Below are 16,214 nucleotides of genomic sequence, written 5' to 3' on the forward strand. Positions count from 1 at the left end.
CCAAGAAACGAGCCGTCTGGCCGTGGATCCTCATCGGCGCCATGACCCTGCTCTGCGGAGGCTGCTTCGGCATCATCGGACTCTCGGCCAACGATTCCGAAACCGACGGCAAAAGCCCCGCTGGAAAGAACGTTGCCGCCGTTGGATCTGCCGTCCGTGACGGCCAATTCGAGTTCAAGGTGACCGCTATCGATCCCCCGGTCGCATCCGTCGGTAGCGGCGTGCTGGAGGAAAAGGCACGTGGAGAGTTCCTGGTGGTGCACGTCGACATCACCAACACAGGCAAGGAGCCTCGATCGTACTTCGACAGCAATCAGAAGCTGATCGATGATCAGGGCCGCGAGTATGCGAACAACTCGGCCGCGGCGCGACGGTTGGGTGCGGATACATGGACGTCTGATTTGAATCCAGGTTTCACGATCCAGGTGAAGATCGTGTTCGACGTGCCACCGGGCACGGTTCCTGCCGTGTTGGAGCTGCACGACAGCATGCTTTCCGGCGGCGCCAAGGTCGCACTTCGATGACGCGGCGGGGTTCGGCGGAGCCAGTCGGACGAAGAGTTCACGCAGGCACCGCCGAACCCTGAAGCTAGTCGTGGTACCGAATAGACATCTTCCTTCGCAGTAGTACTTTGCACGAGGCGGGCAGCGCAGAGTCAGTTCTTGCTCTAGACATTCGGTGAATTCCAAAACACTCGCGTCTCCGCACCGCGCAGGATGCCATGCTCCGCTTCGGTGATGCCGTTGCGTGGGCAGAGGTCAATGAACCAGCCCGTTCAGGACAGTAGGGGGATCGAGCCGATAATCCTCAGTTTCCTTCATGTCTTCGACGGTTTCGACTTCGCCCGTGTCGGACCGCCGTCTCTATTCTTCGACAGCACCGGACGTGCTGGGCCGGATGTTTGTGTGTCTCCATCCGGGCTGGCGAGACGCCGTTCCAGGGCGGTGAAAGCACTGATCGCCTCGGGTGACTCGAAGGCCCTGTTGCGGCGACCCACGCTGAGCTGGCGGAGAATTCCGGCTTCGGCCAAACGCTGCACGGCGGCGTTTGTAGCGGGAAAACTGCGTCCGATGAGTGCCGACGCAGTACCGACCGTGAGGACCCGAGCTCCGACCAGCTTGCCGAGCAGCAGGTCCAATGCGGAGTTCGCCCGCACCGGCGCCACTCGGTCCCGCCACGATCTCTGCAGATCGGCAGCCTTCATCTCGAAGTCGGTCGCATCCTGCGCCGCACGAGTGCACGCGGCGCCGAAACGCGCCACCCAAATGTTCAGATCGTCGGTAGCTTGATCGGAATCAGGCGCACCCACGTGCCGAAAGCGAGTCAGACCGTCGATGTAGCTGTCGCTCCACGTGGCGAGAATCAGCGACACAGGCGCGACGACGCGTTCCGCCACGCCGCGGCGGCGCAGTATCAGGTGGATCAACGCGCGACCGGTTCGGCCGTTGCCGTCGATGAACGGGTGGATCGTCTCGAACTGTGCGTGCGCGATGGCGGCCTGCGCGACAGCGGGCAGATCGTCGCTATTGCAGAACGAGATCAAGTCCTCCATCAACTCGGGTACGAGCTCCGGCGGTGGCGGAACGAAGGCGGCCGAGCAGGGATTGAAGGAGCTGCCACCGATCCAGTTCTGTACGTCTCGTAAACATCCGCCATGCTGTGCGAGCTTGGTACCCGCGAGCAACGGTCGATGAATCTCGAGCAGAACATCCTCGGTGATCGACTCACCGGGGCCAACCGCATTGGCGGCAACAGCCATGGCATCGATATTCGCCAGCACCTCGGCGGCCGTCACATCCGATGATTCTCCTTCGAGCTGACGCGCCGCCTCCGCGCGCAGCAGTCGACGCGCGCCGACTACCAACCCCTCGATCCGTGACGATGCGATGGCCTCGGCGCGCAGCAACAACCGAGACAACGCTTCTGTCTCGACGAGCGCCACCGCCTCCGTATCGAGACGGGTGATCGCCACCTCCGCATCGACGACGTCGGCGGCGGTTTCGCTGGTCAAAACGATGCGGCGACCAGCCAACGAATCGGGCAGATACACGTGGTACGTGCCGGAGCCACGATCTCGTCGAGACAGGCCACCGCCATCCAAGTTGCCAACCCACCGCCGCTGCGCAAAAGCACCGCGCCCTGCAGGCGACGTTCCGCCATATCCACTGATCACGTGGTCCGGTCGGATATCGAATTGCCGCACCACGCCGAAACGCACGGGTAGACCGGGACGCACTGAACGATGTCGACCTGCCCGTCCGGGGCAGCGCGTCTGAACAGCGCCGAACAAGAGCTTTGCGGCAATCGCCCGATGCGGCCGCGGGGCCGGCGACAGCGTTCGCTTTTGGTTTGCCGAGCCTCATGCCGTATCCAAATATCTTGCGGCTCAATTGGTTCCCTAATGTCGACAATGTCACAGAACTTGCCTTGTCGACGGTGCGATCGCTACCAATAGTGCGTTCACATCGCACGATACGACGTTCGATTCGTCCACGTCGGGGGTGTCGGGGGTCGGGGAGGAAATGAATTCAATGTTCTATCGCGCTGCAAAGCACATCGGTCGTAAGGCGCTCATCGGTGCGCTGCCGCTGGCCGTGGCGACTACGTTCGCCGGTGCCGGAGCCGCATCGGCCACCAACTACGCCGAGCAGCAGGCGCAGTTGGCCCAGGCGATTTCGGCGACGGGCACGTCCGCGGACATCGGCTACCACGCCACGGTCGCGCCGGACCTGAGCACCGTCTCCACAACGCTGGATGCCGGTACGTTCCAGCTCGGCGAGACCTCGATCAAGGTCGTGAACAAGGCGGGAGCGGCGGTCACCGAGCTTCCGCGCACGCTGGCCACGCCGTCCGGAACCACCATCGCCCTGGATGCCAAGGTGTCCGAGGACGGCCGCACGCTGTCGGTGACGACACCCGAGGTCTCGGCAGCGACGGGCGCGGAGTTGAAGGACATCGCGACGAATCCGGGAGCGCAGTACCCGGATCCGGTCATGAACGGTGCGGCCGCGGGTGCGGGCGTCGGTGCGGTCGCCGCCCTCATCACCTGCATTCCGACCCTGGCGATCTTCGTCGTCGGTTACGCGCTGTGCGCCGTGGTCGGTGTGGTGACCACCGCCATCCTGGGCGCCGTGATCGGCGCGATCGTGGGTACGGTCGCGCCCGATGTCATTCCGCAGGTGCTGCCCTGACAATCAGCGATTGACCTGCTGAGCTGAAGTCGCGAAAGGCGCTGCGGCGAAAACCATCCGCCGCAGCGCCTTTCCTCGGGTCGTCTGCGATCCGCTACTCGGCGCAGGCTCGGTGGTCTCACCGTCGCCGCGCGAGAGGCGGCGGGAAGATCACATCGGGTACACCGGGTGCTTGCGCGGGTTGAACTCCGGCTTGACCGGCGGCTTGTCCCGCAACAGGCGCAGCGCGTTCCGGATCTCCAGACGGGTGCGCGCCGGTTCGATGACCGCGTCGATGTAGCCGCGTTCGGCGGCGATCCACGGGGTGGCGATCGTCTCGTTGTACTGGTTGATCATGAACTCGCGCGCCGCTGCCCGATGCTCCTCCGGTACCGCCGCCAATTGCCGTTTGCCGATGAGGTCCACCGCGCTGTCGGCGCCGATCACCGCGATCCGGGCCGTCGGCCAGGCGAAACTGATATCGGCGCCCACCTGCCGGGCCGCCATCATGCCGTAGGCGCCACCGTAGGACTTGCGCACGACCAGGTTGATGATCGGGACCGTCGCCTCGATGATCGCACGCGGGACCCGCCCGCCGCGGATGATCACGCCGTTGGCTTCCTGCTCGAGGCCCGGCAGCACGCCCGGGGTGTCCGCGACGAACACCAGCGGGATGTTGAACGCGTCGCAGAGCCGGATGAAGTAGGTCGACTTGTCCGAGCACGCGGCGTCGATGGAACCACCCAGCACCAACGGCTGGTTCGCGATCACACCGACCGGAGAGCCGTCGACCCTGGCGAACCCGGTGATCAGATTCGGGGCGAACGCGGCGCGGATTTCGTGGAATTCACCGTCGTCGAAGATCCGCAGCAGGATCTCGTGCATGTCGTAACCGGCGCGATCGGAATCCGGGATGATCGTGTCGAGCTCGCGATCGGTAGCAGTGATCTCCGGCTCCAGGCCGGGGTTCACGATCGGCGGCTGCTCGAGACAGCTCGTCGGCATGTAGCTGAGGTAATTGCGCGCCCACTCGTAAGCTTCCTGCTCGGTGTCGGCCACGTGATGCAGGGTGCCGCGTTTGGCCTGTACCTCGGCGCCACCGAGCTCCTCGGCGGTGACGTCCTCACCGTTGACGGCTTTGATCACCTCCGGCCCGGTGACGAACATGTAGGAATCCTTGGTGCCGATGAGCACGTCGGTGTTGATCGGCCCGTACACCGAACCCGCCGCGCACTTGCCGAGAATGATCGATACCTGTGGCACATACCCGGACAGTTTCTCCAACACCCGGGAAATATCACCGAACGAAGCGATCGAACCCACCGCGTCCTGGATGCGCGCGCCGCCGGAATCATTGATCGTCACCACCGGGCATGCGTTGTCGAACGCGAGTTGCAGCGCCCGCATGAACTTGCGGGCGGACGTGATACCGACCGACCCGCCGTACACGGTCTGATCGTGGGCGATCACCACCACCGGACGGCCGCCGATCAGACCGCGACCGGTGACCAGCCCGTCACCGTAGAGAGCATCCGGTCGGTCGGGCTGACGAGCCAACGCACCGGTCTCGATGAACGTCCCGCGGTCGAGCAGCATGTTCACACGCTGGCGAACACTCGGAACGCCCTTCTTCTCCCGCTTGGCGGCACCGGCCTCACCCGCCGGTTCCGCAGCGATCGTCAGGATCTTGACCAGTTCATCGAGCTTCGCCTCGGTACCTGTCACGCTCGCCGCCACCTTTCGAACCAACTGTTGCGCCCCCGCGACGTTAAGCGCTATCGACACAAAACGTGTCATCGAACTGGATATCCGGGACAAATCACAGCCGAGGTCGGCCACACATCGGATCCCTCGACAGTCAGAGGAACGAAGGACTGGCAAGACGCCGTTCCATGGCGGTGATCGCCTCGGGCGACTCGAAGGCACCGTCGCGGCGGCCGACGGTGAGCCGGCGCGGGATTCCAGCTTCGGTCGAACACTCCACGGCGGCGTTCGCGGCGGGAAACCGCGTCCGATCAGTGTTGCCGCAGTGGAAGCGCCTCCATGGAAGGCGAGGGCACGGACTCGGTGTGAGTCCGTGCCCTCGATGTCTCGCTATCCCGGTGCGCTCACGAGGAGCGCGAGCTCACCAGGAGCTCTTGTGCACGCCCGGCAGCTCGCCCCGGTGCGCCATCTCGCGCAGGCACACGCGGCAGAGGCCGAACTTGCGGTAGACCGCGTGCGGGCGACCGCACCGCTGGCAGCGGGTGTAGGCGCGGACCGCAAACTTGGGCTTGGCGTTGGCCTTGTTGACCAGTGCTTTCTTTGCCATGTGCTCAGTTCTCCTTGAACGGGAAGCCGAGGTGCTTGAGCAGGGCACGGCCTTCTTCGTTGTTGGTCGCGGTGGTCACCACGGTGATGTCCATACCCCGCGGACGGTCGATGCGGTCCACGTCGATCTCGTGGAACATCGACTGCTCGCTCAGGCCGAACGTGTAGTTGCCGTTGCCGTCGAACTGCTTCGGCGACAGGCCGCGGAAGTCGCGGATACGGGGCAGCGCGATGGAGACCAGGCGGTCGAGGAACTCCCACATCCGGTCGCCGCGCAGGGTGACCTTGGCGCCGATCGGCATGCCCTCACGCAGCTTGAACTGCGCGATGGACTTGGTCGCCTTGCGGATCTGCGGCTTCTGACCGGTGATCAGGGCCAGGTCCTCGACGGCGCCGTTGATCAGCTTCGCGTCGCGGGCGGCGTCACCGACACCCATCACGACCTGCCTCGCCCTTGCTCGCTTCGGAGTCTTGATGCTCAACAATGGGAATTGGAAGGGCATGCAGATCGTGGACGCCGACTACATACAGGCCTCGGTTACGCCGAGCACCGAGCACAACCGAGGCTACGGGCGCCTGTGGTGGGTGAATGCCGAGGGAGTCGTAGCATCACCCGCGCTCGCCGTCACCGGTCGAGGCGATCAGCAAACCCGTATGGGACCGCTGGTTCCGTCCGCTCCGCGCGACACATTCTGGGCATTGGGTTTCAACAACCAGATCGTCGCCGTGGTGCCGGAAGAAAACGTGGTGGCCGTCCGGCTGGGCCCGAAACCGCCCCCAGCAGCGCCGTTCGGCTTCCAAGAACTCACCACCGGTGCGCTCGAGGCGATCCGATAACTCTTCCACCATCGCCGAACCGGCGCAGAGAAGGGTCGACTTCACGCGCGGCATCCTCGGGCAGCCGGTGGCATTGCTTCTCGGCCGCAGGCCCATCGGACGCCCCGGCCCGCGGCTCGTGATGAGGGCGCCACACGCCGAGCAGTCCAACTGCCGACACCAGGTCGCGCCCGATGTCATTCCGCAGGTGCTGCTTTGACAATCAGCGATTGACCTGCTGACTGAAATCGGGAAGGGCGCTGCGGCGGAGACGATCCATCGCAGCGCCCTTCGTGGTAGCAACGTCGTGCCACATCTCGCTCCCATATTCGTTCTTCTGCGTCGCACTTTCGTTGTGAGGCAGCGATTCCCAGATCCGGTGGTTCGGTGCGTCGCTGCGGCCGACACTGGGCGGGCACACGTCAGCCGTGTCCGTGTGACCGAACGCACCATGGGAGACATCATGACCGAGCCCGTCGCTCAACTGCCTACCGCTGGCGAGTTGGTTTTCGATACCTTCGATAGGATCCGGCGGAGTGGACCGATCGTTCCGATCGAGCTGCCCGGCAATGTCGTGGCCTGGTTCGCCGTCAGCCACAAAGCGGTGAGCGAAGTCCTGGCTGGAGACGGCACCGTGTTGAGCAAGAATCCGCGCAACTGTCCTGCGCTGCAGGACGGCACGATTCCAGCCGACTGGCCCTTGCGCGCGCTCACCGATATCGACCACATGATCAACATGGACGGTCAGGATCATCGACGGCTGCGGAAAACGATCAGCCAGGCGTTCACCCCACGCAGAGTCGCCGCGCTCGAGCCCCGAATCCAGCAGATCGCCACCGAGCTCCTCGACAAGATTCCCGACCACAAGGCCGAAATCGATCTCGCCTCCAGCTACACCACCCCCCTGCCGGTGCGGGTGATCGGCGAACTGTTCGGTGTACCGGCGTCCGAACAACAACAATTCCGGATCTGGGCGTCCACGGTCATGTCGCAACTGAGCACCGGCGACGAGATTCAGGCCGCGATGGCGGATATGCTCGGCTATCTCGCCGGACTCCTGGACCGCAAACGGCGCGCACCCGGCGACGACCTCACCTCCGCTCTGCTGGAGGCCAATGAATCGAACAGTTTGACCGACGACGAACTGGTCAACATGTTGTGGTTGGTGCTCATGGCCGGACACGAAACCACCGTGCACCTGCTCGGCAACGCGGTGGTCACGCTGTGCACCCATCCCGAGCAGCTCGCCAAAGCCCAGGCCGAAGACCGGTGGAGGGACGTCGTGGAGGAGATGCTGCGCTTCCGCTCTTCGGTGGCCGCTATTCTTCCCACTCGGTATGCGGTACAAGACATCACCATCGCCGGCGTGGACATTCCCGCGGGAGCCATGGTGGGGTGGTATGGCGGCGTCGGGCGGGACCCGGAGCACTATCCGGACGCCGGTAGCTTCGACATCGACCGCGATCACCGAGACCAGCTGGCGTTCGGCCGCGGACCGCATGTCTGCCTCGGCGCTCATCTGGCCCGGCTGGAAAGCCACATCGCCTTGTCCACCCTGTTCAACCGGTTCCCGCGATTGAACCTGGCTGACGACCCCACCCGGATCTACGGCCCGAATTTCATCACCTGCGGGCCCCTCACACTTCCCGTGCTGCTCGAACCCAGCGCGTAGTGCGGAGTGAATTCGGCACAGCCGGGGAGTTTCGCGCTTTTCGAGGCTCGATGGCGTCCGTAGCCGACGGAGTGACGCTCGTGACCGACGCTGCGATCGAGCGGCGGTCACGCCGATCGGTCGCAGCGTTTCCCGCTGATCCCCTTCTCACAGCGGGATATGCCGGACAGCTACAGGCCCTCCCAGGTGATGTTGAATTGTCAAGTCCCGAATAACACATCTGCCAAGGCGTCATCATGATGTACACGGAGCTTGTTACGAAAGACATCGACGAGTGGGAAGCGCTCAGCGACAGCTTTCTGCCGTCCGAGTCCCGGTATCGTGATCCGCGCAACTGGTGGATCCGTGCCACCGTTCAGGACACTGTTGCTCACACTCTCCTGCGCTTCGACCAACGCAGCGAGCGTCTGGCCTGGCGGACCCCGTCACACACCCGGCAGGGCGGTAAAGACTATTGGTTGGTCGTGCCGCAGCGGGCTGTGGGGGGAGTCAACACCTTTGAAATGAATGACAGGTTAATGCGCGTAACTCCCGGCAGCGCAATGCTATTGAGCCCAGATCAGCCGTTTCGGTACTACATGCCACGCATGGTGACGAACGCGGTTCGCATACCGCGTGCTGATATCGACAATCGACTGTCGTCCGCCAGACCACCGCAAACGACGCTCGACATGGCATCGGGCCTGGGCCGGATCGTGCAGAGCATGATCCGCGAAACGCATGCCGAGCGATCCAGCCTCGCGGACTGGGAATTCAACGCCGTCTGCGATCGAATCACTGAGCTGACCTGCTTGATCCTGCTCGGCGATATGGGCCCGCAACAAAGCCATCTGGCTGAAACGGCCGCAGCCGTTCGACAGTACGTGCGGGAGCACGTCGGTGTCGGAGACTTGCGTCTGCCTGCGGTGGCATCGGCTCTGGGCTGGTCGCCCCGGCAGTTGCGGCTCGCCCTCCAGCAGAGCGGTACCACCTACCGGGACGTGCGGCAGGACGAGGCGCTGCGCGCCGCGCGCGACCTGCTCTCCCAACCGGGAAAGAACACGACTGTCAGCGAGGTGGCTGCACGTTGCGGTTTCACGCAAACCTGGTTCTCCCAGGCGTTCAAGGCACGCTACGGCGAAACACCCCGAGATTTCCAGAGGCGCCGATCGAGGGAACTCACCGATCGACTGGTGTCGGACCTTGACGGACCTCATCCAGCTGCGCTCGAAACGCACCACGCAGCCGGGGTTCCCCCGGCGACCAGGCGCCGTTATGCCACGATGCCGCCGCCCGTGCGCTCGCCGACATGGTCGGATCGGGTGGGCACCGCATTGAAGGCCGCCCTCACCGAAGGTACGCCCTCGCTGGCGGAGGCCGCCCAACTCCTCGAGGTCGGGCCACGGACGCTCCAACGCCGGTTGGCCGACGAAGGAACAACGTGGAGCCGCGAACTGCACCAGGCACGCCGACGGTACCTCGACAACACCACCGCATAGGTCTCGCTGGGCACTCGCGACCCTCAGCTGTGCGGGACGAGCGGGCGCGCCGCGAGCACAGCCGCGATGAGATAGCAAGGAAACTCCTGGAGACAGCGAGGGCACGGACTCGGTGTGAGTCCGTGCCCTCGATGTCTCGCTATCCCGGTGCGCTCACGAGGAGCGCGAGCTCACCAGGAGCTCTTGTGCACGCCCGGCAGCTCGCCCCGGTGCGCCATCTCGCGCAGGCACACGCGGCAGAGGCCGAACTTGCGGTAGACCGCGTGCGGGCGACCGCACCGCTGGCAGCGGGTGTAGGCGCGGACCGCAAACTTGGGCTTGGCGTTGGCCTTGTTGACCAGTGCTTTCTTTGCCATGTGCTCAGTTCTCCTTGAACGGGAAGCCGAGGTGCTTGAGCAGGGCACGGCCTTCTTCGTTGTTGGTCGCGGTGGTCACCACGGTGATGTCCATACCCCGCGGACGGTCGATGCGGTCCACGTCGATCTCGTGGAACATCGACTGCTCGCTCAGGCCGAACGTGTAGTTGCCGTTGCCGTCGAACTGCTTCGGCGACAGGCCGCGGAAGTCGCGGATACGGGGCAGCGCGATGGAGACCAGGCGGTCGAGGAACTCCCACATCCGGTCGCCGCGCAGGGTGACCTTGGCGCCGATCGGCATGCCCTCACGCAGCTTGAACTGCGCGATGGACTTGGTCGCCTTGCGGATCTGCGGCTTCTGACCGGTGATCAGGGCCAGGTCCTCGACGGCGCCGTTGATCAGCTTCGCGTCGCGGGCGGCGTCACCGACACCCATGTTGACGACGACCTTCACCACGCCCGGGATCTGCATCACGTTGGCGTAGTCGAATTCCTTGTTCAGCGCGTCCTTGATCTCTTCGCGGTAGCGCTGCTTCAGCCGGGGCTGCACTTTTTCCGTCGTGGTCATATCAGATGTCCTTCCCGTTCTTACGGGAGATCCGGACCCGCTTGCCGCTCTCCTCGTCGGTCCGGTAGCCGATACGGGCCGGCTTGCCGTCGGAGTCGACGACCATCACGTTCGAGACGTGGATGGGGGCTTCCTGGGTCACGATGCCGCCCGAGGAGGCGCCGCGCTGGTTGGCGGAGTTCGCGACGTGCTTCTTGATCCGGTTCACGCCCTCGACGAGGACCCGGTTCTCCTTCGGGTAGGCCTGGATGACCTTGCCCTTGGCGCCCTTGTCCTTGCCCGAGATGACGAGCACGGTGTCACCCTTGTGCACCTTCATGTCAGAGCACCTCCGGAGCCAGCGACACGATCTTCATGAACTTCTTGTCGCGCAGTTCGCGGCCCACCGGGCCGAAGATGCGAGTGCCGCGCGGGTCGTTGTCCGCCTTGATGAGCACGGCCGCGTTCTCGTCGAACTTGATGTAGGAACCATCCGGACGACGGCGCTCCTTGGTGGTGCGCACGACGACAGCCTTGACGACGTCACCCCGCTTCACGTTGCCGCCGGGGATGGCGTCCTTCACGGTAGCGACGATGATGTCGCCGATACCGGCATAGCGACGCGACGAACCGCCGAGAACGCGGATGCAGAGAATCTCCTTCGCACCCGTGTTGTCGGCGACGCGCAGTCGCGACTCCTGCTGAATCACTTCAGCGTCCTCCTTGACCTGGACGTATGTGCACGCCGGATTGCCGACCCGACGGGCATGGTCGGTTGCCCTCCGGACGCGCGCCTGCCAGCGGTTTTCCTCGGTTCGAGCAAGAAACGCGGAACCAACCACTGGGGGTTCACTGCCGGATTGCGGGCATAGCTCCCGCAGGCAACCGGTCTAGTGTATGGGAATCCGCAGGTCGTTCCCAAATCGGGGCCGCGCGGCGGTGCCCATTCCCCAATCCGGGCTGGACTGCCTCCGCGCCGGTAGCCCCGTGTCCTGCAAGGCTGCCTTCGTACATCTGCGGCAACGCCGCGTCGGGGAGAGGACTCTCGTGACATCTACCGGTCGGCCAGCGAAGCTGGATCGTCGTGCCTTCCTGATCGCACTCGGCGCGGTTCCGGCCGTCGCCGCGCTGGTCGCGTGCTCGGACGAGGCCGAACCCGCGAGCCGGACGCTCACCGGCGTCGATCTCACCGGCGCGGACGAGACGATCCGGCCGCAGGACGACCTGTACCGGCACGTCAACGGCAAGTGGCTGCGGGAGTACCAGCTGCCGCCGGACAAGGTCGCCTTCGGCTCGACGAGCGAGGCGGCCGAGCGCACGCAGCAGCAGCTGCGGGAGATCATCGAGGGGATCCGCGATCCGGAGCCGGGCTCGGAGGAGCAGCAGATCAAGGATCTCTACGACGCGCGCCTGGACTGGGACGAGATCGAACGCCTCGGTATGACGCCGCTGGCGCCGCTGTTCGCCAAGATCGACGGCGCCACGACCAAGCCGGACCTGGCGAAGGTGATGGCCGAGCTGCCGATCGGCGGGCTGATCGGCCTCGGCATCGGCGTCGACCGGAAGAACTCCAACGCCTACATCCCCTCGGTCGGACAGTCCGGTCTCGGACTCGGTGAGCAGTACTACCGGAAGCCGGAGTACGCCCAGGTGCTCGCGCAGTACCGGATCTTCCTCGAACGCCTCGCCGCGGGCGCCGGGCTGGCCGACCCGGCCGGGACCGCCGGGCGGGTGTTCGACCTGGAGCAGCGCATCGCGCCCGCACACTGGGACAACGTGCGCAACCGCGACACCGACGCGACGTACAACGTGTACAGCTGGGCGGATATGACCGCACTGGCCCCGGGCTTCGACTGGGATCCGTGGCTGGCGGGGAACACCGATCGCCCGCGCGAGCTGTTCGCGACGATGGTGGTCAATCAGCCGTCCTACCTCACGGCGGCCGGTCAGCTGTGGACCGAGGTGGACATCGCCACGTGGCGGGACTATCTGAAGCTGTACGTGCTGCGAGAGTTCGCCCCCTACCTGCCCAAGGCCGTCAACGACGCGAATTTCGAGTTCAAGGGCAAGGTGCTCAACGGGCAGGACGAGCGTCCCGAGCGGTGGAAGTACGGGGTCGGCATCGTCGATGAGCATCTCGGCGAGCAGCTCGGGAAACTGTACGTGGCGAAGCACTTTCCGCCGGACGCCAAGGAGCGCGCCAAGGAGATGCTGGCCGACGTCATCGCGGCCTACCGGGAGAACTTCACGAATTCGACCTGGATGTCGCCGGCGACCAGGACCGCGTCGCTGGCCAAACTGGACAAGATCGATCCCAGGATCGGCTACCCGGACAAGTGGGTCGACTATTCCAAGCTGAAGATCACCAAGGGCAAGCTGATCGAGTCCCTGCTCGCCGTCAACGAGTTCGAAGTCAAGCGCGCGTTCGCCCGCCTCGGCACCCCGGTCGACAAGTCCGAGTGGGGCATGTCGCCCCAGACGGTGAACGCCTACTATTCGTCGACTTCCAATCAAATCGTCTTCCCGGCTGCCTACCTCCAGCCGCCTTTCTTCGACAAGGACGCCCTGCCCGCGGTCAATTTCGGCGCGGTCGGCGCGACCATAGGGCACGAGATCGGCCACGGCTTCGACGACCAGGGCTCCAAATACGACGGAGACGGCAACCGGCGCGACTGGTGGACGCCCGAGGACCGTGCCGCCTTCGAGGCCAAGGCCAAGCAACTCGTCGACCAGTACAACGTGCTCGTACCGGAGGGCCTCGAACCGAGCCAGCACGTCAACGGCGAACTCACCGTCGGCGAGAACCTCGCCGATCTGCGCGGACTGCAGATCACGCTGGCCGCCTTCCGCATCGCGGAGAAACGCCGCGGTATCGATGATCCCGACTACCGCACCATGTTCCTGTCCTGGGCCCGCAGCTGGCGCGAGAAGCAGACCGAGGAACTCACGGTTCGCTACCTGGCCGCCGATACCCACTCCCCCGCCGAATTCCGTTGCAACCAGGTGGTGCGCAACCTCGCGGAGTTCTACAAGACCTTCGAGGTGAAGGAAGGCGACAAGCTGTTCCTGCCTGCGGACCAGCGGGTGACGTTCTGAGCCGACCGGTCGCGTTCCGACCCGGCGCGTGGTGAGTTCGAGCCTGCCCGTTGTGGCAGGCTCGAACTGTATCCGGACCGAGCCTGCCGCGAGCGCAGGGAAATGCCGCTCAGGGATTTGTCGGGCGGATCCCGCTCACCGATTTCGGAGCAGACCGTCGATGAGGGCGTCGAGGCCGAGTTCGTAGGTGTCCTGGGTCGCGAGGGACAGGTAGCCGGAGCCGAGGGCGGCCAGGCGGGGGTAGGTTTCGGCGGCGAGGATATCGACGATCCACGGGCGCGCGGCGAGCACGTCGTGCATAGCTCGCGCCGCGACGCGGACGCGCTCTCGCGGGTCCTCCGGCAGCTCGGGCCAGACCACCTGGTCGGCGTAGTCGTTGAGCAGCAGCCGGAGCAGGTCTTCCTTGTCGCGGACGTGGTGGTAGAGCGCCATCGCCGTGCAGCCCAGCTCGGTGGCCAGGCGGCGCATGGTCAGTTTCTCCACACCCTCGGCATCGATCACCGCGTTGGCCGTCGCTCCCGCCGCGCTGGCGACCTTGACCACCACCTTTGCCGAGGGACCGGCCCGCGTGCGGGCGCTCGGGGTGTGGAGCGCGGTCAACGCGGCGGGTGGCGCCCCCGGATGGGCACGTCACAGCCGGTGAACGCCGGATGAGCACCGGTGACGGCGGCTGGCAACTCGCGACCTTCCACGTCGAAACCGACGCCGACGTGCACGCCGACCACTGGGAAGTGCACCCCGGCAGCGACGAAGCGGTGTGCTGCCTGACCGGCGCGCTGCGCCTGTATCTGCGGCCGGAACGCGTCGGCGACAGCGAGACGATGGTCCGCCTGACCGCCGGAACAGGCTGCGTCGCCCCCCGAAACCGTTGGCACCGTACCGAACTGGACGAGCCGTCCGACGTCATGTCCATCGGCCTGCGCCACGACACCCGTCAGAAGCCCGTCGCCGCGGGCTGATCCTGCCGCCATGGTTCCCGCGCATGCGACGCGTGCGCGGGAACAGGCTCTATCGGGCGAGCACCGCGACGTCCGATTACCGCCGGTCCCGCTCCCGCCGCACGGTCAGACTGGCCGCATGACACCGACCACGACCGACCCGATGACCGTACTGACCGGAATGTACGCGGCGGAAGCGGAATACCTGGCGGCAGGCGGACCGGGGAGCGCCTCGTTCGAGCTGCTCGCTCCGTTCTTCCACCCTTCGGTGGTGCTCCATCAGGCCGAGAATCTGCCCTATGGCGGAACCTGGCGCGGCCACGACGGCATGGAGCGGTTCTTCCGCGCCATGAGCGAGACCTGGGAGACTTTCGACCTGCGCGACCAACGTTTCCTGGCGACCGGGGTAACCGCCGTGGTGCACACCGAAGTCCACGCACGAGCACGCGCGACCGGCCGCGAACTCACCTTCGCGATCCTGCAGACGCTCACCTTCGTGGACGGCCGCATCGCCGAGGTGCGGCCGTTCTACTGGGATACCGCCGCAGTGGCGGCCGCTTGCGCGGTATCCGGTCCATAGCCGACCATCGCGACAGCCTTCGGCCATTCGCGAGCCAATCGGATCAAGAACTCCAGCTCCGCCGCCCGATCGCGTCTTTCGGCCCGCGCGTCGCCTCGCGCGGAGACATTGGGCGCCGGTGCGTTGCCGTGACGCTTCGCTCGCACGGCCCACGCCGCTCGAAATGCGAAGGCGCGCACCTCGTCTCCGCTCAAACCGGACGAGCCGAGCTCCTCGGCGTCGGGCGTGTACGGCTTCAAGTGCAGGAGCGCGTCCCAGATCTCGACGGTCATTCGGTACAGCTGTGAGGCGGGATCTCGCGGAGCGGAAGGGTCTCGAAGTAGGACGACTTCCGGTACCGCCGCGGTCAATTCGCGCCACAACGGACGCAGCCGACGACAGATACGGCCGGTCCGATCCCAGCCCGCTCGCGCCAACAGCACAATGAACAGCGGGATCGCGGTCAGCAGCGTGATGGCGCCCAGCATCAGGACGGCCACCACGGCCAACACGGGCCCCGGTCGGCTCGGCGGCGTGCCTGCGAGCGCTCGAACGAGCAGGATCGGCCACGAGATCGTCCAATAGATCGAGAACGCCAGCAACAGGGCGTAGGTGAGCTTCTCCCGTGCCGGTGAGTCCGCGACACGCAGTTCGCGGACGCAGGCACGGCCGAAGAGAAGGCCCGAGATGCATCCAGGAAACGCCGAGACCGCCCAGACGACTTCCAGGTAGTCGATGCGAAAGACGCTGTGCGCGAGAGGTGCGCCGGTGATCAGCGACGCGGCGACGGCAGCCGCTGTCGAATCGTATCGGCGCTGCCGCTCTCGCGCGCCCTTCGCGGCGGCGCCATCGACGAGCCGGGCCAGCCCGTAGAAACTCGCGAGTGCCATCATGCCCAGCCCTAGGTACAGGCACTGAGCGAAGTACGGATGACCCAGTGCTGCCACGACTTGGTACACCATCACCCCGGCCAGGTTCCAGCCCCATGTCCGGTTGATCAGCCGGTCGGAGTTCGTCTCGTTGACGAAGAACCACCGCCCGATCGTCATGGGCAGGACGAAGACGACGACCGCGATCACCAACGAAACCGGTACAGCGTCCATCGTGGTGACTGTAAATCCTCGGGACGGCGCCCGGCCACCGCGAGGGCCGTCCCCGATCAGCGGACGGGCACCCCGGCAGTCGCTGTGCCCTGGCCCGAATGCCGACCTCGTGCAGCGACCGGTAGGACCAGACCGCGCTCAGGACGGCGATCGAGATATGGCCACTCGG

The 16,214-nt window shown here is 65.3% G+C and carries 17 protein-coding genes and 1 pseudogene; 8 read left to right on the forward strand and 10 right to left on the reverse strand.

The annotated features are described in order from the left end of the window. Positions 1-41: 41 nt before the first annotated feature. The gene (locus LTT66_RS07665) at positions 42-524 is read left to right on the forward strand and encodes a DUF4352 domain-containing protein (protein WP_233065510.1); all 483 of its coding nucleotides are present in this window, start codon (positions 42-44) and stop codon (positions 522-524) included. 293 nt (positions 525-817) lie between these two features. On the opposite strand, the gene LTT66_RS07670 is transcribed toward LTT66_RS07665, so the two are convergent. Next, positions 818-2,218, reverse strand: a complete 1,401-nt coding sequence (locus tag LTT66_RS07670) for a Fic family protein (protein ID WP_233065512.1) — start codon at positions 2,216-2,218, stop codon at positions 818-820. A gap of 313 nt (positions 2,219-2,531) precedes the next feature. On the opposite strand from LTT66_RS07670, the gene LTT66_RS07675 reads away from it, so the two are divergent. Continuing rightward, the gene (locus LTT66_RS07675) at positions 2,532-3,191 is read left to right on the forward strand and encodes a hypothetical protein (protein ID WP_233065513.1); all 660 of its coding nucleotides are present in this window, start codon (positions 2,532-2,534) and stop codon (positions 3,189-3,191) included. A gap of 150 nt (positions 3,192-3,341) precedes the next feature. On the opposite strand, the gene LTT66_RS07680 is transcribed toward LTT66_RS07675, so the two are convergent. From LTT66_RS07680 to rplE (LTT66_RS07690), 3 genes and pseudogenes are all read right to left on the reverse strand, one after another. After that, complete coding sequence (locus tag LTT66_RS07680; protein ID WP_233065515.1) at positions 3,342-4,895, reverse strand: acyl-CoA carboxylase subunit beta; 1,554 nt, start codon at positions 4,893-4,895, stop codon at positions 3,342-3,344. Positions 4,896-5,295: 400 nt separating this feature from the next. Next, positions 5,296-5,481, reverse strand: a complete 186-nt coding sequence (locus LTT66_RS07685; RefSeq protein WP_014981705.1) for a type Z 30S ribosomal protein S14 — start codon at positions 5,479-5,481, stop codon at positions 5,296-5,298. 4 nt (positions 5,482-5,485) lie between these two features. After that, positions 5,486-5,923 (reverse strand): annotated as a pseudogene (gene rplE, locus LTT66_RS07690) (50S ribosomal protein L5); the annotation flags it as partial. 31 nt (positions 5,924-5,954) lie between these two features. On the opposite strand from rplE (LTT66_RS07690), the gene LTT66_RS07695 reads away from it, so the two are divergent. The 3 genes from LTT66_RS07695 to LTT66_RS07705 all read left to right on the forward strand — a co-directional run bounded on the left by LTT66_RS07695 (position 5,955) and on the right by LTT66_RS07705 (position 9,446). Beyond that, entirely contained in the window at positions 5,955-6,317 is a 363-nt protein-coding gene (locus LTT66_RS07695; RefSeq protein WP_233065518.1) for a serine hydrolase domain-containing protein, read from the forward strand. Between the two features lie 442 nt (positions 6,318-6,759). Then, positions 6,760-7,968 carry a cytochrome P450 family protein gene (locus LTT66_RS07700; RefSeq protein WP_233065520.1) on the forward strand — a complete coding sequence of 403 codons (1,209 nt, stop codon included), beginning with the start codon at positions 6,760-6,762 and terminating at the stop codon, positions 7,966-7,968. A gap of 236 nt (positions 7,969-8,204) precedes the next feature. Then, complete coding sequence (locus LTT66_RS07705) at positions 8,205-9,446, forward strand: AraC family transcriptional regulator (protein WP_233065522.1); 1,242 nt, start codon at positions 8,205-8,207, stop codon at positions 9,444-9,446. Between the two features lie 170 nt (positions 9,447-9,616). Here LTT66_RS07705 and LTT66_RS07710 read toward each other — a convergent pair whose 3' ends face one another. From LTT66_RS07710 to rplN, 4 genes are read right to left on the reverse strand one after another with little or no spacing between them, the layout of a single operon-like run. Then, complete coding sequence (locus tag LTT66_RS07710) at positions 9,617-9,802, reverse strand: type Z 30S ribosomal protein S14 (RefSeq protein ID WP_014981705.1); 186 nt, start codon at positions 9,800-9,802, stop codon at positions 9,617-9,619. A gap of 4 nt (positions 9,803-9,806) precedes the next feature. Next, positions 9,807-10,370, reverse strand: coding sequence for a 50S ribosomal protein L5 (rplE, locus tag LTT66_RS07715; protein ID WP_063021292.1), 564 nt, complete (start codon positions 10,368-10,370; stop codon positions 9,807-9,809). Between the two features lies 1 nt (position 10,371). Next, positions 10,372-10,689, reverse strand: a complete 318-nt coding sequence (gene rplX, locus LTT66_RS07720) for a 50S ribosomal protein L24 (RefSeq protein WP_040864865.1) — start codon at positions 10,687-10,689, stop codon at positions 10,372-10,374. Position 10,690: 1 nt separating this feature from the next. Next, positions 10,691-11,059 carry a 50S ribosomal protein L14 gene (gene rplN / locus LTT66_RS07725; RefSeq protein WP_039795505.1) on the reverse strand — a complete coding sequence of 123 codons (369 nt, stop codon included), beginning with the start codon at positions 11,057-11,059 and terminating at the stop codon, positions 10,691-10,693. 337 nt (positions 11,060-11,396) lie between these two features. Here rplN and LTT66_RS07730 point away from each other — a divergent pair, with 337 nt between their 5' ends. Next, positions 11,397-13,445: a M13 family metallopeptidase gene (locus LTT66_RS07730; protein ID WP_233065524.1), complete on the forward strand. Its 2,049-nt coding sequence runs from the start codon at positions 11,397-11,399 to the stop codon at positions 13,443-13,445. Between the two features lie 135 nt (positions 13,446-13,580). Here LTT66_RS07730 and LTT66_RS07735 read toward each other — a convergent pair whose 3' ends face one another. Continuing rightward, on the reverse strand, positions 13,581-14,045 hold the full coding sequence (locus tag LTT66_RS07735) for a TetR/AcrR family transcriptional regulator (RefSeq protein ID WP_233065526.1): 465 nt from the start codon (positions 14,043-14,045) through the stop codon (positions 13,581-13,583). 50 nt (positions 14,046-14,095) lie between these two features. Here LTT66_RS07735 and LTT66_RS07740 point away from each other — a divergent pair, with 50 nt between their 5' ends. Together LTT66_RS07740 and LTT66_RS07745 are read left to right on the forward strand one after the other, a co-directional pair. Beyond that, on the forward strand, positions 14,096-14,404 hold the full coding sequence (locus tag LTT66_RS07740; RefSeq protein ID WP_233065528.1) for a cupin domain-containing protein: 309 nt from the start codon (positions 14,096-14,098) through the stop codon (positions 14,402-14,404). Between the two features lie 118 nt (positions 14,405-14,522). After that, positions 14,523-14,963, forward strand: coding sequence for a nuclear transport factor 2 family protein (locus LTT66_RS07745; protein ID WP_233065530.1), 441 nt, complete (start codon positions 14,523-14,525; stop codon positions 14,961-14,963). Here the strand turns inward: LTT66_RS07745 and LTT66_RS07750 are convergent. Next, on the reverse strand, positions 14,912-16,045 hold the full coding sequence (locus LTT66_RS07750) for an MAB_1171c family putative transporter (RefSeq protein ID WP_233065532.1): 1,134 nt from the start codon (positions 16,043-16,045) through the stop codon (positions 14,912-14,914). The two genes, LTT66_RS07745 and LTT66_RS07750, sit on opposite strands and share 52 nt — an antisense overlap. Between the last annotated feature and the right edge of the window lie 169 nt (positions 16,046-16,214).

Origin of the sequence: Nocardia gipuzkoensis, from assembly GCF_021183645.1 — a bacterium.
Classification (GTDB): domain Bacteria; phylum Actinomycetota; class Actinomycetes; order Mycobacteriales; family Mycobacteriaceae; genus Nocardia; species Nocardia abscessus.